Origin of the sequence: Flavobacterium bizetiae (genome assembly GCF_902804475.1) — a bacterium.
Classification (GTDB): domain Bacteria; phylum Bacteroidota; class Bacteroidia; order Flavobacteriales; family Flavobacteriaceae; genus Flavobacterium; species Flavobacterium bizetiae.
The window spans coordinates 1-16,958 of sequence record NZ_CADCSU010000063.1 but is presented as its reverse complement, the minus strand read 5'-3'; the positions used below and the strand labels follow the sequence as shown (position 1 = coordinate 16,958).

Genomic DNA, 16,958 nt, shown 5'->3' with positions numbered 1-16,958 from the left:
AACTTATTACTGCAATAATGATAGTCTTCGCAGGCGGAGATCCTTCAAAAGTATTTAAAACATAAAGTGGCCGGAATTTCTTCCGACCACTCTTACTCAAAGGAGTGCTTTTTTGTTTTGACTATTTTCTTTTTTGATTAGCTGCCCAAAATATCGAATTTCTCAAGAGAGTAGTGTAAGCTTCATTTTGAAACAACTCCGGAGAATGTCCGATAAAAATATACACATTACGGGATTTAAAATGATCGTTTGTCCAGATGACCGGATGGTCGCCCATTTTTATTTTGGAGTCAGGCTCATAAGTAGATTCGTCTACAGATCCTATTACATGTACATTAGGCCTTGGGCTTTTGTTATACGTATACCATTCTTCGGTATTTACCGTAAAATTTGCAGGAACTCCTTTTGTTATGGGATGAGATTGATCCTCGATAGTTACTTTAGCACTGGCAAAGGTTGGGATGTAATCTACAAATTTTATACCGCCCATAAAATCAGAAAACCATTGCCACATAGGATATCCATCGAATTCGCCCAATAAAGTAGCATGATGCAATCCTACCCAGCCGCCTTTGCCATCATTCATATATTTTTCAAAAGCTTTCATAGATTCTTCGCTCCACGTATACGGTGGATAATCCAGTTGTATAAAAACCTGATATTTTTTTAAAAGTGCCTCATTTATCGTTTTGGTATTCTGGATATAATCAATGGTAAAACTACTGTCTATCGCCAATTTGTTTAACCAAGGTTGAGCCGCATTAGAAAAAGCCAGATGATGTCCGCCGTTTTCGTATAAAACCAAAGCTTTAAATTTTGATTTTTTTGCCTTTTGGGCAATACAACCGGCCTGAAAAAAGAGGCAGCTTATTATTAAACTGAAGACTATTAAAGAGTTTTTCATTGAATTATAAAATTGCGTTTAATGGTTTATCGCTGCTAATACATTTTCTCTAATACCCGTTTTTAAATCAATAACGTCAAACTTTTTAGTCGAAGAAAAAGAACCTATATCACTATCACTATTGATTAAAATGCCACCAACGAGCACAATATATTTGCAATTGTAAGTCGTAGCAGCAACTAACTCCTCAATACGATTATCGATAGCATCGTAGATTATTTCTGTAGCTTCATAAAGAGGTATTTTGGCATTTAAAATTCTTTCTTTTTGTTTGAACAAAATCTGCTCAATACTATTCATCTGATAATCAATTTCGGTAATATGACCCGGTTCTATTGCATTATCAATCAGTTTATGCAAAGCGCCATTGGCAGCACCACAACAACCCGAAGGTTTATTTTGTCCAAAGCGATTAATTTCTCCAATAACTCCTTCTTTCGAAACGCCAATATGCGGTCCGTAATAGATAAAAACAGCACCTTCATCAGGAACATGACTCGCAAATGCCTGCATGCCTGTTAAACCCGTAAAAGGAAATCCGTTTAAACCGCCCATTTTAAAAGGTCCCAAAAATTCATTTGTTCGTACAGGATACTGAATACTGTTGACATCATCACTACAAATGCTGTCTGCAAACATAATTTTGGCAGGTTCCAGATCTAGTTTTTCTTCTACATAATCAATTATTTTGTTCATAAAATCAATAGTAGTCAACGCATTAGGATAGTATTTTCTAATGATTTCCAGTTTTTCTCTTTTTTTCATTCTAAAAAGGGTTAAAATTTTGTAGTATCAGTGTAAAGGAAAAATATATAAGATATTGAGAATATCTTAATTCCGGCAAAAGAGTAAAGTTATAGAATTTATTAAAAAAACGAACAGCACCTTATTTGTTTTCTTATCAAGAATTTAAAGTAATCCTCTTTTTGTTTTTATAAAACGCTGAAATTGTAAGATTTAACTTTTTTTATTAAATTTGATAAGACAATTTCTAGCAATACCTGTTATGGAAAAATTAAAACGCCCGGTTTATGTCAAAACGGGTACTGATGATTTTTTTAAAAAGATGCGCACAGAAGTGAACGAAACTATTTTACAAAACTCATCCTTGTACCTACTAAATATTGTGAAGTCATTAGGACTTTTATTTCTCTTTTTCTTGTTTTATTACTGTATTTTAAGGTTTGGAAACAGTACTCCGTTATTATTTCTTTTTTATATTTTGTGTGGCATTACCATGATTGTACTTTTTATAAATGCATTTCATGATGCCGCTCACGGAGCCTTGTTTAAAAAATCGAAACACAATCAGTGGTTTATGTACGTGCTCGAATTATTTGGAGGAAATCATTGGCTCTGGACACGTCGCCACATCAATCTTCATCATGCTTATCCTAATGTTCCTGATTGGGATATTGATATCAAACAAAGTGATATTATCAGAATCTTTCCCAGCAGTCCGTTGTTTCATTATCACAAATACCAACACATTTATATGTGGCTTATTTATCCTTTTTATAGTCTGAACTGGATTTACATTAGAGATTTTAAAGACTTTTTTGGTACCAAGGATAACTATGTAAAAAAGGTAATTGATAAAATTCCGGGAAAGCAAATCGTAATGTTATTTACAGCAAAAATCATCAATCTTGTTTATCTGCTTTTTATACCAATATTAGCACTTCAGCAGCCTTGGTATATGGTTTTAGGCGCTTGGTTTGCGATGCATTTGTGCGGAAGTATATTGGGTGTTGTGGCACTTGTCTCTACTCATGTTGATGAAGATGCACATTTTCCGGTTACGGATGAAGAAGGAAATCTTTCTGCTACGTGGGCAATGCATCAAATGATTGTAACAAAGGATTTTAGTACCGATAGTACATTAGCCAATTTTTTGTACGGAGGTTTTACGCATCATGTTGCGCACCATCTGTTTCCTAGTGTTGGCCATACTTATTACCCTTATATTACGCCAATTATAAAACGTTACGCGCAGGAATATGATCTTCCTTACACCTCATATCCCTTTTATCATGCCGTTCGTTCTCACTTTCGAATGTTAAAAAGCAAAGGCATCAAAGAAAATATTATGATGACCGGAGAGATATAAGAAAGAGAATGAATTGTTTAACGACAATTTTTTCTATGATTCTACTTATTAAATCTCTTTTTGAATAATTTTTTTGATTAAACAATTGTGAAAAAAAAATCAGCTTTGTAATAAGTAAACCATAATTATAATAATTGTAAGGGCTTTTGCTAATAATTTTAAGAAAAGATCAATTCATCGGATTATTTTGTTTTTCGTCGATATTTTTGTTAAAATTTATTTAAAATTAATACATATATTCGCAAAAATTTTTGCGAATGAAAGTAATATTACACTTATTAATATTGAGTTGTTTTTTTAACGTTGCACTTTATGGGCAAAACGAGACCAATATTACTTACGGGCTCAAGCTTGGCGGGCTTTTTTCTAAAATCAGCAATTTGCCGGAAAGCATTAAAGGTCGTGATAATACTTTCGACAATAGTGTGATGGATAGCAAAGGCGCTTACGGATTAGAGGGTGGCTTTTTTTTAAACTGCAAACTTTATGATACCCGCGTGGCGATTCAGCCCGAAATTTTATTCAGACAATCAGGAGAAACGGTAAATTATCATGATGCTACCGGAAAAGAATTTGAGTTAGGACTACATTATTCTTATCTGCAAATTGGTGCCTTATACAAAGTATATCCTTACGAAGGATTGAACTTAGGTTTTGGTGCATTTTACGGTATTAGTTTATCTTCTAATAATGTTACTTATAAATCTAACGAAGCAGGAGGAATGTATGATGTTGCCACAAGACAATTTTATAAAGATGGTCTTGACGGAACAGATGATTTCTCCTTGTGTTTTGCATTAGGTTACGAATTGCATCAAAGTATCCACTTCGATTTGCGCTACTATTTAGGCGTAAAAGATGTGGTAAAAAGTAATTCTTCTTCCTTTCAGTTTATCGAAAACCAAAATAAAAGCAGTGTCATTTGCTTCTCTTTAGGTTATAGTTTTCATCAATGGTAATTTCAATAAAAAACATGAAAAAAATTATTTTGCTTCTTTTATTAGTAAGTACAAAATCGCTGTTTGCACAAGGTGACAGAGAGATTACTTACGGTCTTTTTGCTGGCGGAATTTATTCGACAATGTCTAATCTTCCGGATGTAATTGTACCAAAAGGAATTTATGAAGGATATACTTTAAAAGAGGAAGGGAAATTTGGCGGTACTGCCGGTATTATGATCAACTGGAAATATCCTTATGCCAAAGTAAGTATCCAGACTGAATTGTCTTACTCAGGTCAGAGTACCGATTTAAAATACGAGGATATCAAAGGACTAAAATATACAATGAATTTTGGATACAGTTACCTGAATGTTGGTGCGCAATTTAAATATTATCCTGTTGAAGGATTTTATATTGGCGCAGGACCTTATGTAGGATTTAATATTGCGAGCGATAATATCAAATACAGTTCTAACAGTCAGGAATTATTTGCAGATTCAGGAGCTTATTTTGAGCCGGATGCCAATGTGCAAAAAGTATTAAAAGAATCTCTTACAGGAAAAAACTATTTCTACGGTATGTTATCTGCAGGATATGAGTTCAATTCGAGACTTTCGATAGGAGCACGTTATACTTTAGGACTTACAGATGCTTTGGCTACTGAGGAAAACGGACACCGTTATAGCGAGAATAAAAACAAGATCAATAGTATTTCACTCATTATTGGTTACTCTTTTGATTTTGATGATTTAGCCAATTTCTAAACAGTCGCTCATCATTTTAAAAACATAAAATTATGTACAAAAAGATTTTTTTAATATCTGCTTTTGTAACCTTATTGACGAGTAATTTAATTTTTTCTCAGCAAAAAGCATTACCCGGATTAGTTGAAGAACCACAATTTTGGATTAAATCCCAAAATAATGGTGAGGCGTATTATTGGGAAAGTCTAACAAAAAAAGAAGCTAAAATATCAGGCCGAAAACATAATGGTTCTGTTTTTAATTTTAATCCGAGTATTGTTTTCGACAGCACTCAGGATTCTTTGATTTTGCCCCTTGGAGTAGAAAGCAAAAGAAAACAAACCCTGTTTATGGTTTACAAAGTAAAAGACAGTTTGAAAGAACAATTTTTATGGACGATAAACGATACTAAAAAAACACTTTCTGTAGCGACCAATAAACGTTTGGTCGATTTAAAAAAATACTCCTATCAAACCTATCAGGAGAAAATTAAACCCAACAAAGCCAATATTCATTTTTTTCAGCAAAATGTAACGGATAGCGTCGCAAAGTTATCGCTGCTGACTATTGGACAAAAGTCAAAATTCGAAAAATTACCACCCGAAGAATTCAAAGGAAACATAAGTGAAATTTTGGTATACAACAGAGTTTTGTCAGGTTTAGAAACTCAAAAAGTGGCAAGTTATCTGGCCGTAAAATATGGTATTTCGCTTTCGCAATTCGATATCAAAAATTACTTAAATAGTAAAGGACAAACCATTTGGGACATCAACCAACATAAAGGATTTGAAAATTCGATTACCGGAATAGGGCGTGATGATGCCAGCGGACTTTTGCAAGCCAAAAGCAGTAATATGGTCGATGAAGGCCTTTTGACTATTGGTCTTAAAAGCAAATCGAATACCATTCCGGACAATTATTTTGCTTTTTGGAGTGATAACGGCAAAAAACTTTTGGTAAAAAAACAAGAGCAGGGAGAACCTATTGGGATTGCAAGAGAATGGCAACTTGATTATACCAACCCTTCAGATTTAAGTCTTGACTGGACATTAAATCCAAAATTTATAAAAGGCACTTTACCTAAAGATACTTACTTCTGGTTGTTGGTAGATTATTCAGGAAAAGGAACTTATGACGAAAAAGATTCAGAATACATTCGATTGGCGAGTACCTCTGCTCAGGAAAAATTAGTGCTGAATGATTTTAATTGGGACAAACAAAAATCTGGCAAAGCCAAATTTACCCTTAAAGTCGCTCCGGAAATGTTCAGCCGTGTCTGGATTACAGAAGCTACTTGTGGTGTTTCAGGATCAGGACAATTAAATTATTCTATAGAAGGAGGCGAAGCACCTTTTACCGTTACAGTAAAAAAAGAGGGTAGTGAAGTTGCTGTAAAACAATGGAATCAAGCCGCAAAAAGTGCAACAGGAGTACAGCTTTCTTCCGGAACTTATGATTATATCGTAAGGGACGCAAAAGGGAATTTATACTCAGAAACTGTTTTTGTAGCCGATAAACAAGGAACGTTCCCCAACCTGAAATCAGATTATTTATTAACTGAAGGAAATGCGCTGACACTTGATGCGAGCAAAGATCTTCCTGCTGGTAATTATCAATACCAATGGTTTTACGAAGGAGATTTTATAGATGATAATCCAAAAATATTAATCGATCAGCCGGGAGAATATGAGCTTCGATTGATAAACGATCAGGAATGTAAAACCTCTAAGAAAATTGCCGTTGCTACAGATGGAAAAGAAATAACAGATGCAAGCGTACTTATTTTATACCCGAATCCAACCACAGACGGACATTTTTCTGTTGCAATGCAATTTCCAAAAAAGACAAATACCAACATTAGTATTTATACCCCAAGCGGCTCACTTTTAAAACAAAAACAATTCAGCCAAATAGAAACTTATTTGTACGAAGACGTTATAAAAAGTGCCTCAGGAATGTATTTAGTAAAAGTAAGTTCAGATTTTGGAACAAAAACTTTTAAAGTGATTGTGAAGTAATTCAGGTCTGTTTTTTTAAACAGATTCAGAATTACAATTTCAAGAATATACAGATTGCCCCATAATTGATTATCCTACTTTATGAAAAATAAAATTATAATACTGGTATTTTTAATAGGTTCATTTTTGTTTGCGGCCAATTTTGGACCTTACAAAATAACTTCATTATTTACTCAAGGTAATGCTGATAATGAATCGGTTATTGAAAAAACGAAAGCTGATTCGATCGCGATTCTTAAAAACGAAACTAAAAATACCAAATCGTTCAGTGCAGATATTGCCGAGGGAATTATTGGAGTAAAAGACGAATCAGATGTTGATGATGCCTACGATAATGTTTTTCATCTTAAAGTAGATGCTTTACCGGCCGATCAGGAAAATGCTTATTTGGAATATGAGTTGTACGGATACGATCAGGCAGCTTCTATTTCGAGAAGTTTAAACAATCAGCCAAGTATTGGAGGACAATTTGTATCTCAAAATAATAGCTGGAGCAAACAATCTGAGTTGCTTTCAGAGAAGTCACTGCGCGAAGGAGACAACGTTTTATTGTTTACCGCTCCTGAAGGAATTTCAAATTCTTACCGAATAAAAAATGTTCGTATTGTTTATAAAACAGCTTTGGCTTCAAACGATTTTACTTTATTAAAATCAGATAACAAATTATATATCAAAGGAACCAATTTTCCTTCTCAAATTAGAAAAATGAGTATTGGTGGAATTTCTATTGATGTTAATCAACCGGAATTTGAATTGGTTTTGGATGCAGAAACTACAGGAAAAACAATTTTAGTGACGAAAGAAACGGCAACAGGAGTTATTGTAAATCAAAAATTAGAGTCGAATCAATTTTTGAAAGTTCCGGGTTACAGACCTTTAGAAAATGCGAAAGAACGTATTGCTAAAACCATCAATATTGAAACGGTAAATACATTAGAGTATAAAGATTTTTCGGCGGTTTTTCCTGTTGGGGTTTTAAAAAGTAATGTAAAAGTATCCGTAAGCGGACTTCGAAAAATAGATATTGCGCCGTTAAATTCTGCGATGGTAAACGTTACAGGAACCAACGCCGGATTCAGGTTATTACCGCACGGAACCATTTTCGAAAAAGCCGTAACCTTGTCATTACCTTACGATAAAAAAACAATTCCAGAAGGTTATACAGAGAAGGATATTAATGTATTTTATTTTGATGAAAACAAAAGATTATGGCAGGAAGTAACTAAAGATTCCCTGGATATTAAACACGGAATCATCAAGGCAAAAACGTCTCATTTCACCGATTTTATTGCGGGAATTATAAAAATGCCTGAATCTCCGGAAACTTCAGGATATACACTAACAAGCATAAAAGACTTAAAAGCGGCAAGTCCGTTAGTAGGAATTCAGTCAATTGCACCGCCTTCAGCAAACGGAAGAGGAACTGCAAGCACCGGATTTTCGATCGTGATTCCAAACGGAAGAGGCGGTATGCAGCCTTCGTTTAACCTGCAATATGATAGTGATGGAGGTCATAGCTGGGCAGGAATGGGCTGGGATATTTCGGCGCCAGCAGTAAGTATTGAAACCCGTTGGGGAGCACCACGATACGATGCATCAAAAGAAACCGAAACTTATGCCATTGCCGGAGAACAATTAATCCCCAATTCGCACAGAGCCGAATGGGTAGGCAGAACTACCGATAAACAATTTTATCCAAGACGTGAAGGAGCTTTTCAGCAAATTATACGTAAAGGATCTTCTCCTAAAAATTATTATTGGGTCGTAAGAGACAAAAGTGGAGTCGCCAGTTATTACGGTGGAAACGCGTCAGGACTTTCAACCGATGCAATTTTGCAGGATGGAACCGGAAATATTGCACATTGGGCATTATGTCTTCAGGTCGATTTAAAAGGAAATACGGTCGAGTACGAATACGATAAAAAAGACGGAGAACTTTATCTTAAAAAAGTATATTACACAGGTTTTGGCTCCCAAAAAGGAAACTACAGCGTAACATTTGTAAAAAATAGTGATTTAGGCGAAGCCAATCGTACAGATGTTCAGGTTTCGGCAAGATTAGGTTTCAAACAACTGAACAATCAATTATTACGAAAAATTGAAGTACGCTACAAAAGCGATATGATTCGTAGTTATGAGTTAAAGTATAAAGAAGGTGCTTTTAAGAAAACATTGCTTGAATCGATTTCTGAATACGATTCTGAATCGAAATTGTTTTACACCAACACAATGGATTATTTTGATGATGTTCGTGATGCCTCAGGAAAATATAATCCGTTTGGGCCGGAGCAGATTTGGGATGTTCCTACAGATGATATTAAACAAGGTTTTACCGGAATCAAAGAATTTGAAAGCAATCATACTTTAGCGGGAAGTACTAACGGAACTTCAACGGGTATTAATTACAGAATAGGTGTAGGGTTGCCTACTTTTGGTACTTTCAAAAATAATACAATTGGTGCTCACGGAGGAAACAATTGGGGGAAATCAGAAACTTCGATTGTACTCGAAGATATAGATGGAGATTCATATCCGGATAAAATATTTAGAATTGGAAGTAATGTGTATTATCGTAAAAATTTACACGCAACTAAGCCTAATTCATTTGGAGAAGCGGTCAAAATTGAGGGAATAAAAAATCTTGGGATCAATAAAAACAAATCATTTAGCTGGGGAGTAGACGCCAGTGTTGGTTTTGGAGTGGCTTCGGCAAATGTTGGTTACGACGAACAGCGTTCAACCAATCGAACGCTAAGTTATTTTATGGATTTTAATGGTGACGGATTAGTTGATTTTGTCAACAACGGAAAGGTATATTATAACCGAATTGTAAATGGCGTTCCGGTATTTATGCCCTCAAGTTCACAAACACCTTCTCCGGTTTCAGGTGGAGGAGACTTGGCACTTACTATGCCAGATCGTACCTTAGAACTTCAGCAATTATTAGATAAAAATCCATTGCATGATGTTGTTCGTATGTGGCAGGCTCCTGCAAAGGGGACCATTATTGTGAATCAAAATTATCAGCTTTTAGAAGATCTTTCAGAAGAACGACAAGAATATAAAACAAGAAATGGTTTAGATAAAGCTGATGGGGTACATTTGTATTTTCAAAAAAATAACACTTTAATTTGGGATGAAGTCATTACAGCTTTAGATTATACTCAAAAATCAAAAGCCGCTCAGACACTTAATGTAGAGAAAGGAGAGCGTTTGTATTTTAGAATAAGCTCTATTAAAGATGGAAATTATGACAAAGTAATTTGGGATCCTAAAATCGAATATACTCAGGTTGAAAAAAGAACCACAATTTCTAATGTTTTAGAAACAATAAATATTGCCGCCAAAGACGCGAATTTAATCACGTTGAAAAACTTTCATGCAGGTCAGGATTTTTTTGCCAGCCAGGCCAATTCTATTGTAGTGCCAAAAGCAGGAACAATATCATTTTCAGGAACTTTTAAAAAACCGGTTACATCAGATCATGTTACTTTAAAAATTGTGAAAAATGTAATCAATGTAGCAGGAACAACAACTCTATATGAGCGCAAGTTTCTAGCATCAGAAGTAGTTGATTTTAATTTGCAATCACTGGTTTTTGCCATTCCTGACGATAATACATTTGTTACCACTACTCTGGAATCTTCGACTAATATCGATCCGAAATTATTGTTTGCAAATCCATCAGTGATTTTGCCAAGTATGCCAAATACAAGACCTGAAGATAATATTCGTAAGGTGGATGTTGGACATAGTTTTTATTCTAAAATTGATGGAAATTACGTGATTGATGGAGTAAAACCAGACATCACAGGTAAATTGAAGCTGTTCGTAAAAACAACTGATTATACATTGACAACCAGTTTGAACAGATCTAAGTATAACGGAAATGTAATACTAACTGCAAAACAAAATGGTTTGCTAGTGGGCCGAACTACTTATGCAGTTACAAATGGCGTTTTAAGTCTTACTACTTCTACCGCAGATTTGAATTATGCTTATCCGGATACACAAAAAAATGTACCGATAGATTTAGAAGTATATGTAAGCGATCCTGTACTTAATGAAGTTTTAACAACATACCCTAAGTTGGGAGCGTTAAACATTAATTACGAAATAACAGATTCAGTTACAGATCCTGCACTTCCGGTGTTATGGGAAAAAGCAACAGATGATTTTTCAATCTATACCAATTTAAGCGAAACCGAATATAATTTTGGTTTGCAATATAAAAACTGGGGGCGTTTTATTGTTAATGGTAATCTTGCTGGCAACCTGATAGATCAGACCAAACTTAAGTTTGAAAACAATAGCGGTATTGATCCTAATAATTTTCCGGATCCAAATACTTTAGATCCTGAAAATATGCCAGGCGAATTTGATACAGGTAAAGAATATTTTTTACCAATGAGCGCTGTTTATTCTGATAACATTTTATACGGAGGTGAAAAGGCCAGTTTTATTCAAAACGAATTTATGGGAACCAACCGTTTAGGAGAAGATGACTTTGCAGAATATACTGATTTCTCTTCGCCTTTAACAGATCCATTATCAGGAGGAGAAACTGATGCGCTTGATATGATCAATGAAAGCAAAAGCCGCAGTATTGGTGGTGGCGCAGGAGTTGGTGGTGGCGCAGGAGGCATTAGCGGAGGATTAACGAAATCTACTGGTGATACCTATGTAGTTCAAACCATGAGTGATTTAAATGGCGATGGTTTTCCGGATTACATAATAGACAATAAAGTACAATATACCACTCCGATTGGAGGAAAAAGCAGTGATGTTGCCAATATCGGCGATTTTAGTCATTCTAAAACCAATAGTACAGGAGGAAGTTTGTCAGGAAGCTATAATCACGGTGCACCGCAAAGTTCATTGCAAATGACAGTGAGCAAAGGGAAAGTTAAGTTTAATTCAGGTTCAAATGCCAGTATTCAAGACGCCCTTAAAGCGGGAGGAACAATCAGTTTAGGAGGTAATGTAGGTAAAGGAGAAGACCGTTCTGAACAAATATTTTCAGATATTAATGGTGATGGACTTGCAGATAGGATCGAAACCAATGAAACAGTTTCCTTTAATACCGGTTACGGATTTTTGCCAGCTGAGCGTTGGGAAAACATGAATGTAATTAACAAAGGAACCTCGCTTGATATTGGTGGAAGTGCCGGATACAGCGTCATGAACGGATCTTTTTCAGGAGGACTTAATTATTCGAGAAGCACCTCAGATAACAGCCATTCATTTTTAGATATCAATGGAGATGGTCTGGCAGATAAAATTGAATATAGAGACAATACTGTTTTGGTCGAATTAAATATGGGTAACTCGTTTGCCCCTGCGATTACTTATCCTCGTTACGAAGCAATGACTAGAAATACTGGTGTAAGTTACGGAGGAAGTGTAGGAGCATCATATGACATTCCGTTAATTCCACCAATTGTAGTAATGAAATTAACCCCAAGTTTTGGTGGAAGTTTTGGTGCCAGTACTTCTCGTTCAGAAGCTTCTTTTTCAGATATTGACGGAGATGGAAATTTAGATTATATCTTATCAAAAGATGAAGATAATTTAGTAGTACGCCTTTCCAATATCAAAAGAACCAATAAACTAAAAAGCGTAACCAATGGTGCAGGAAATAGTTACGTGGTAGATTATGAGTTAATTAAGCCAACTTATGAAAACCCATCGGCAAAATGGGTCTTGCAATCAGTTGACGTTTTTGACGGACATGTAGGGGATGGTATTGATCATTCTATAACAAAATTCAAATATGAAGACGGATATAAAGATCGTCGTGAAAGAGAATTTTACGGTTTCGGCAAAGTAATTCAGCAACAAATTGATGCGGCTGATAATTCTGTCTTTACAACTACTGTAGAGGAATTTTACAATCAGGATTACTTCCGTAAAAATCTTTTAAAACGTTCTTATACTTTAGACAAGAACAATAAAATGCGTCAGGAAGCTGAAAATGAATATAGTTTTATAGATGTTGCGACGAAGGTTAGTGTTGCGGTAGCAGAATTGAGTTTGCCTTCGTGTGATGCCAAAAGTATTTTTGCGGCATTGATCCACGCAAATCAAAAGGCATACGAAGGGGGAAGTGATTATCTTGAAACCAATACTTTTAATACCTATGATGCCAAAGGAAATATTACACAATATGAAGATTTAGGCAACGGCTCCGCGAATGACAAAGTAACAGCAAAAATTAGTTATTATGAGAGTATTACGCCTTATTATGGCGGAATACCAAAGCAACTTGAAGTTTTTACGAGCGAAGGTTTACGTCGTAAAAGAGCTACAACCATCAATACCACAACAGCCGAAGTTACCCAAATAAAAAATTATAGTGCGGCAGATAAAATTGCCCTTACGGATCTTGCTTATGACACGTACGGAAACCTGCAAAAAATAACAGGTCCAGCTAATCATAAAGGGCAACGTATGACATTGGATTATACTTATGATTCAGATAATCATCAGTTTATGACGGAGATCAAAGACGCTTTTGGTTATCAGAATAAAACAGAATACGATTATCGCTTTGGTGCACCTATTAAAACTACTGATCGTAATGATCAGAGTAATATTATGACGTTAGATGCAAAAGGGCGTATATCAACTATAAAAGGACCTTACGAAATTGCTTCAGGAAAAATATACACAATTGCGTATGAATATTTCCCGGAAGCCAAAGTGCCTTATGCGAAAACAAAAAACTATGATCCAGAATTAGATAAAGACATTGAAACTTTTACCTATAGTGATGGATTAGGAAGAGTTTTACAGGTAAAAAAAACAGCCAGTTTATTTACCTCAGCTGGAAGTGCAGATCAGGAAGCACAAATTGTTTCAGGAAAAATTATTTATGACGGATTAGGAAGACCAATAATGAATTATTATCCAACATCTACGACAATGATAGATGAAAGTTTTAGTACATTATTATCAAACGTGAAACCTACTATGAACGAATATGATGAAGTAGGTCGTGCAGTTAAAGTTACTATGCCTGATGGTGGTGTAAATACGACCACTTTTGTATTAGAAAATTTTGATGGTTTACCTGTATTAAGTACAAAGCAAACTGATGCTTTAAATAAAACTAATACGGTTTATACAGATGCTACAGGTCAGAATATTGCTAGTATGGAGAATGATTTGTTGACAAAGTTTGAAGCTAATGGGCTAGGGGAAACTATAAAAGTTGTCAATACACTTGGACATGAATTTCATAGCAGTTATGATTGGATGGGACAGCGTATATCATTTAAACACCCTGATGCCGGAACTGTATTGTTGCAATACGATTTGGCAGGAAATATAACCTCTCGCATAACAGAAGATATAAAAAATACAGTTCCAAATGATGGAGCTATACAATATGAATATAATTATAAGAGATTAGAGGCTATAAAATACCCAAAAAATCCTCAAAATAATGTGCGATATAATTATGGTAAAGTAGATGGAACTGCTACACGTCGAGGCCGATTGTGGTTTCTACAGGATGCCAGTGGCGGGCAGGAATTTTTCTACGGCAAATTAGGCGAGGTTGAAAAAGAAATTCGTACGTTGCGTATTACTCCAACTGACGTGCAAACGTATATTTCGCAATACGAATATGATACCTGGAACCGTATCCAGAAAATGACCTATCCTGACGGAGAAGTGGTAGAGTATACCTATAACCGTGCAGGAAACCTGCAAAGCATGCAGGGTAAAAAAGAAAGTCATACCTACGATTACATCAAACAATTAAGTTATGACGAGTTCGAGCAACGCAAATATTTAAAGTACGGTAATGATACCGAGACTAACTATATTTATGATGATGTAATGAGAAGATTACAGCAGTTGCAAGTAAAGAGCGGTAGCAGACAAGTAATGAACAATTCTTATAGTTATGATTTGGTGGGAAATGTTTTAAACATTAAAAATACCGCTCCGGTAGTAAATAATACTCTGGGCGGAACTTCGAATCATGAATACCAATATGATGATTTTTATAGATTAAAATCGGCAAAAGCAAGCTATCAGGGGGAGTTTACCAAGGCAACTTATGAGTTGAATATGAGCTATAACAAAATGCATAATATTACCAAGAAAAATTTAATACATACCGTAAACAACGAACAAAAAGGTTATGTTTTAGATTATAATTATGATAATGAACTGCATCCTAATGCACCAAGTAAAATTGCTGAAACTGGGAAAACTATTCCGAGAGAATATGTTTATGATGGCAACGGAAACCCAACAAGTTACTCTGAAGAAAAAAGTTTTAGAAAAATGACCTGGGACGAAGAAAATCGTTTATCAGGTATTAATGATAATGGCAGAATTCACCAATTTACCTATGATGCAGGTGGAGAAAGAATTATTAAAAGTTCAGGAGATTCTCAAAATGTTGCCATTAACGGAGAAACGGCAGCAACAATTGTGCACACTGATGATTACACAGGTTATATAAGCCCATATTTTGTAATTAGTAAAGGGAAGTTTACCAAACATTATTTTGAAGGCGCAGGACGTATTGTAAGTAAGTTAGGAAACGGAACTTTTGCCCAGCCTTTAGGTATTACAGCCGGAGGTATAAACTACACTAAGTTAACAGCAGAACAGCAAAAAGCATTAGATACTTATGTAAGAAGTTTAGGAGTACCTCCGGGACCTCCAACACAACAAGGTATTTACGCCACACCTGAGTTTACGGGAGATCCATATCCAACAGCAGTAATAAAACCTGTTGAAGAAAATCAGGAACCGCCGGAAGGTTGGCCTCGTAACCCATTTTTTAACGTTCCGGGCGATGTTCCTGGACCACCAGTTCAATTTGGACCGCCTATAGAACCCACAACAGTTAAACCGGGAGAAGGTTTTACTGGAATTGGCCTGCCTGAGAATGATATTTTTTATTTTCATCCAGATCATTTAGGGAGTACTTCGTATATTACGTCCAAAAATGGTTCTATTTCACAACATGTGGAGTATGTCGCTTTTGGGGAAGTGTTATTTGAGGAACATAGCTCATCGTTTAGTTCACCTTATTTATTCAATGGAAAGGAATTGGATAGGGAAACGAATTTAAGCTATTATGGGGCTAGATATTTAGATATGAGAACCTCACTTTGGATTAATGTCGATCCTTTAACTCTAAAAGAAGACTTTTTTGAAGATGATCATGATAATTTGGATTCTACAGTTTTTAATCCTAGAAACCTTGCGTATTATTCGTATTGTTATCAATCACCTGTAAAACTAAAAGATCCTGATGGTGAAAATCCCATATTTGGAGCAGTTCTTGGTATGGCGGTGGATTACGGTATTCAGGTTGCGGCTAATTATGCTAATGGAGCAAGAGGATCAGATGCATTTACTAAAAATATAAATCTTTCTTCAATCGTGCTAGCGGGAGTAGAAGGAGGACTTACTTCTGGGGCAAGTGTGGTGAGAAAAATTGCTGTTAAAAGTGCAGTAATGGTTGCAAATAATGTAATAGAAGTAAAAACAAATAAGGACACGGGTAAAGTAGCTTTTTCTGTAGAAACGAATGTTAAAAATATCTATAAAAATATAGCTATCGATGCAGCTGCAGAAGTTGTAGGAGGGAAAATAGGTAAATTTGCGGGAGATAAAGTAGCAAAAGTAGTAAAAATTAATAGTGGTGCTCTTGCAAAAAACACAAAGAAAGTATTACGTGCAGTAAATGTTGATATTACAAGGGATTTAAACAACACTATTAAACGAACTGCAAAGAGTTTAAAAACAGTAGCACCAAAAGTTAATAATCAATTTCAAGAATCTGTAAAAAATTATTATAAAGTTAAAACACTTGAACCTCTAAATCAATTTAAAGACGCGACAAATGAAAAATGAGAAATTAAAAGCATGGTTATTTTTAATAGGTTTGGCCATTATGGTAAGTTATACATTTTTAAAACATCCTATTCAAGATAGTTTGCTTTTGAAAAATGGTAAAACTATTAGAGCTGTAATTATAAATGAACGAGGTTATAACGGAAAAGGAGGTTTTATTTCGAAAGAAGAAAATGGTGATCCAATTGTATATAAATACAGATTTACTATTAACGGTAAGGAGTATACTGGTGATTCACAAAGTACTAAGTTCTCAATTGGTGATTCCATAGATGTTCTATACCTGGAAAGTTTCCCATCTGTAAACAGACCCACTTATTATTTGCAAGATGACAAATAGAATTTTAGATAACTAAT

General features: G+C 35.2%; 8 protein-coding genes. 6 read left to right on the top strand and 2 right to left on the bottom strand.

Annotated elements, in window-relative coordinates; all coding sequences use genetic code 11:
- Window positions 1-121: 121 nt before the first annotated feature.
- A complete protein-coding gene (locus tag FLACOL7796_RS06640; protein ID WP_173970032.1) occupies window positions 122-904 on the bottom strand; it encodes a ThuA domain-containing protein in 783 nt (260 codons plus the stop codon).
- An 18-nt stretch (window positions 905-922) separates the two neighbouring features.
- Window positions 923-1,669 carry a hypothetical protein gene (locus tag FLACOL7796_RS06635; protein ID WP_173970031.1) on the bottom strand — a complete coding sequence of 249 codons (747 nt, stop codon included), beginning with the start codon at window positions 1,667-1,669 and terminating at the stop codon, window positions 923-925.
- A 241-nt stretch (window positions 1,670-1,910) separates the two neighbouring features.
- Here FLACOL7796_RS06635 and FLACOL7796_RS06630 point away from each other — a divergent pair, with 241 nt between their 5' ends.
- The 6 genes from FLACOL7796_RS06630 to FLACOL7796_RS06605 all read left to right on the top strand — a co-directional run bounded on the left by FLACOL7796_RS06630 (window position 1,911) and on the right by FLACOL7796_RS06605 (window position 16,941).
- The gene (locus tag FLACOL7796_RS06630; RefSeq protein WP_173970030.1) at window positions 1,911-3,014 is read left to right on the top strand and encodes a fatty acid desaturase family protein; all 1,104 of its coding nucleotides are present in this window, start codon (window positions 1,911-1,913) and stop codon (window positions 3,012-3,014) included.
- A 257-nt stretch (window positions 3,015-3,271) separates the two neighbouring features.
- Window positions 3,272-3,973 carry an outer membrane beta-barrel protein gene (locus FLACOL7796_RS06625; protein WP_173970029.1) on the top strand — a complete coding sequence of 234 codons (702 nt, stop codon included), beginning with the start codon at window positions 3,272-3,274 and terminating at the stop codon, window positions 3,971-3,973.
- A gap of 14 nt (window positions 3,974-3,987) precedes the next feature.
- Window positions 3,988-4,719, top strand: coding sequence for an outer membrane beta-barrel protein (locus FLACOL7796_RS06620; RefSeq protein WP_173970028.1), 732 nt, complete (start codon window positions 3,988-3,990; stop codon window positions 4,717-4,719).
- Window positions 4,720-4,751: 32 nt separating this feature from the next.
- Window positions 4,752-6,716, top strand: coding sequence for a T9SS type A sorting domain-containing protein (locus tag FLACOL7796_RS06615; RefSeq protein WP_173970027.1), 1,965 nt, complete (start codon window positions 4,752-4,754; stop codon window positions 6,714-6,716).
- 81 nt (window positions 6,717-6,797) lie between these two features.
- Window positions 6,798-16,601 (top strand): SpvB/TcaC N-terminal domain-containing protein, encoded by a 9,804-nt coding sequence (locus tag FLACOL7796_RS06610; protein WP_173970026.1) that lies wholly within the window; start codon window positions 6,798-6,800, stop codon window positions 16,599-16,601.
- Window positions 16,591-16,941, top strand: coding sequence for a hypothetical protein (locus tag FLACOL7796_RS06605; RefSeq protein ID WP_173970025.1), 351 nt, complete (start codon window positions 16,591-16,593; stop codon window positions 16,939-16,941). The genes FLACOL7796_RS06610 and FLACOL7796_RS06605 overlap by 11 nt, the downstream gene beginning before the upstream one ends.
- Window positions 16,942-16,958: the final 17 nt, after the last annotated feature.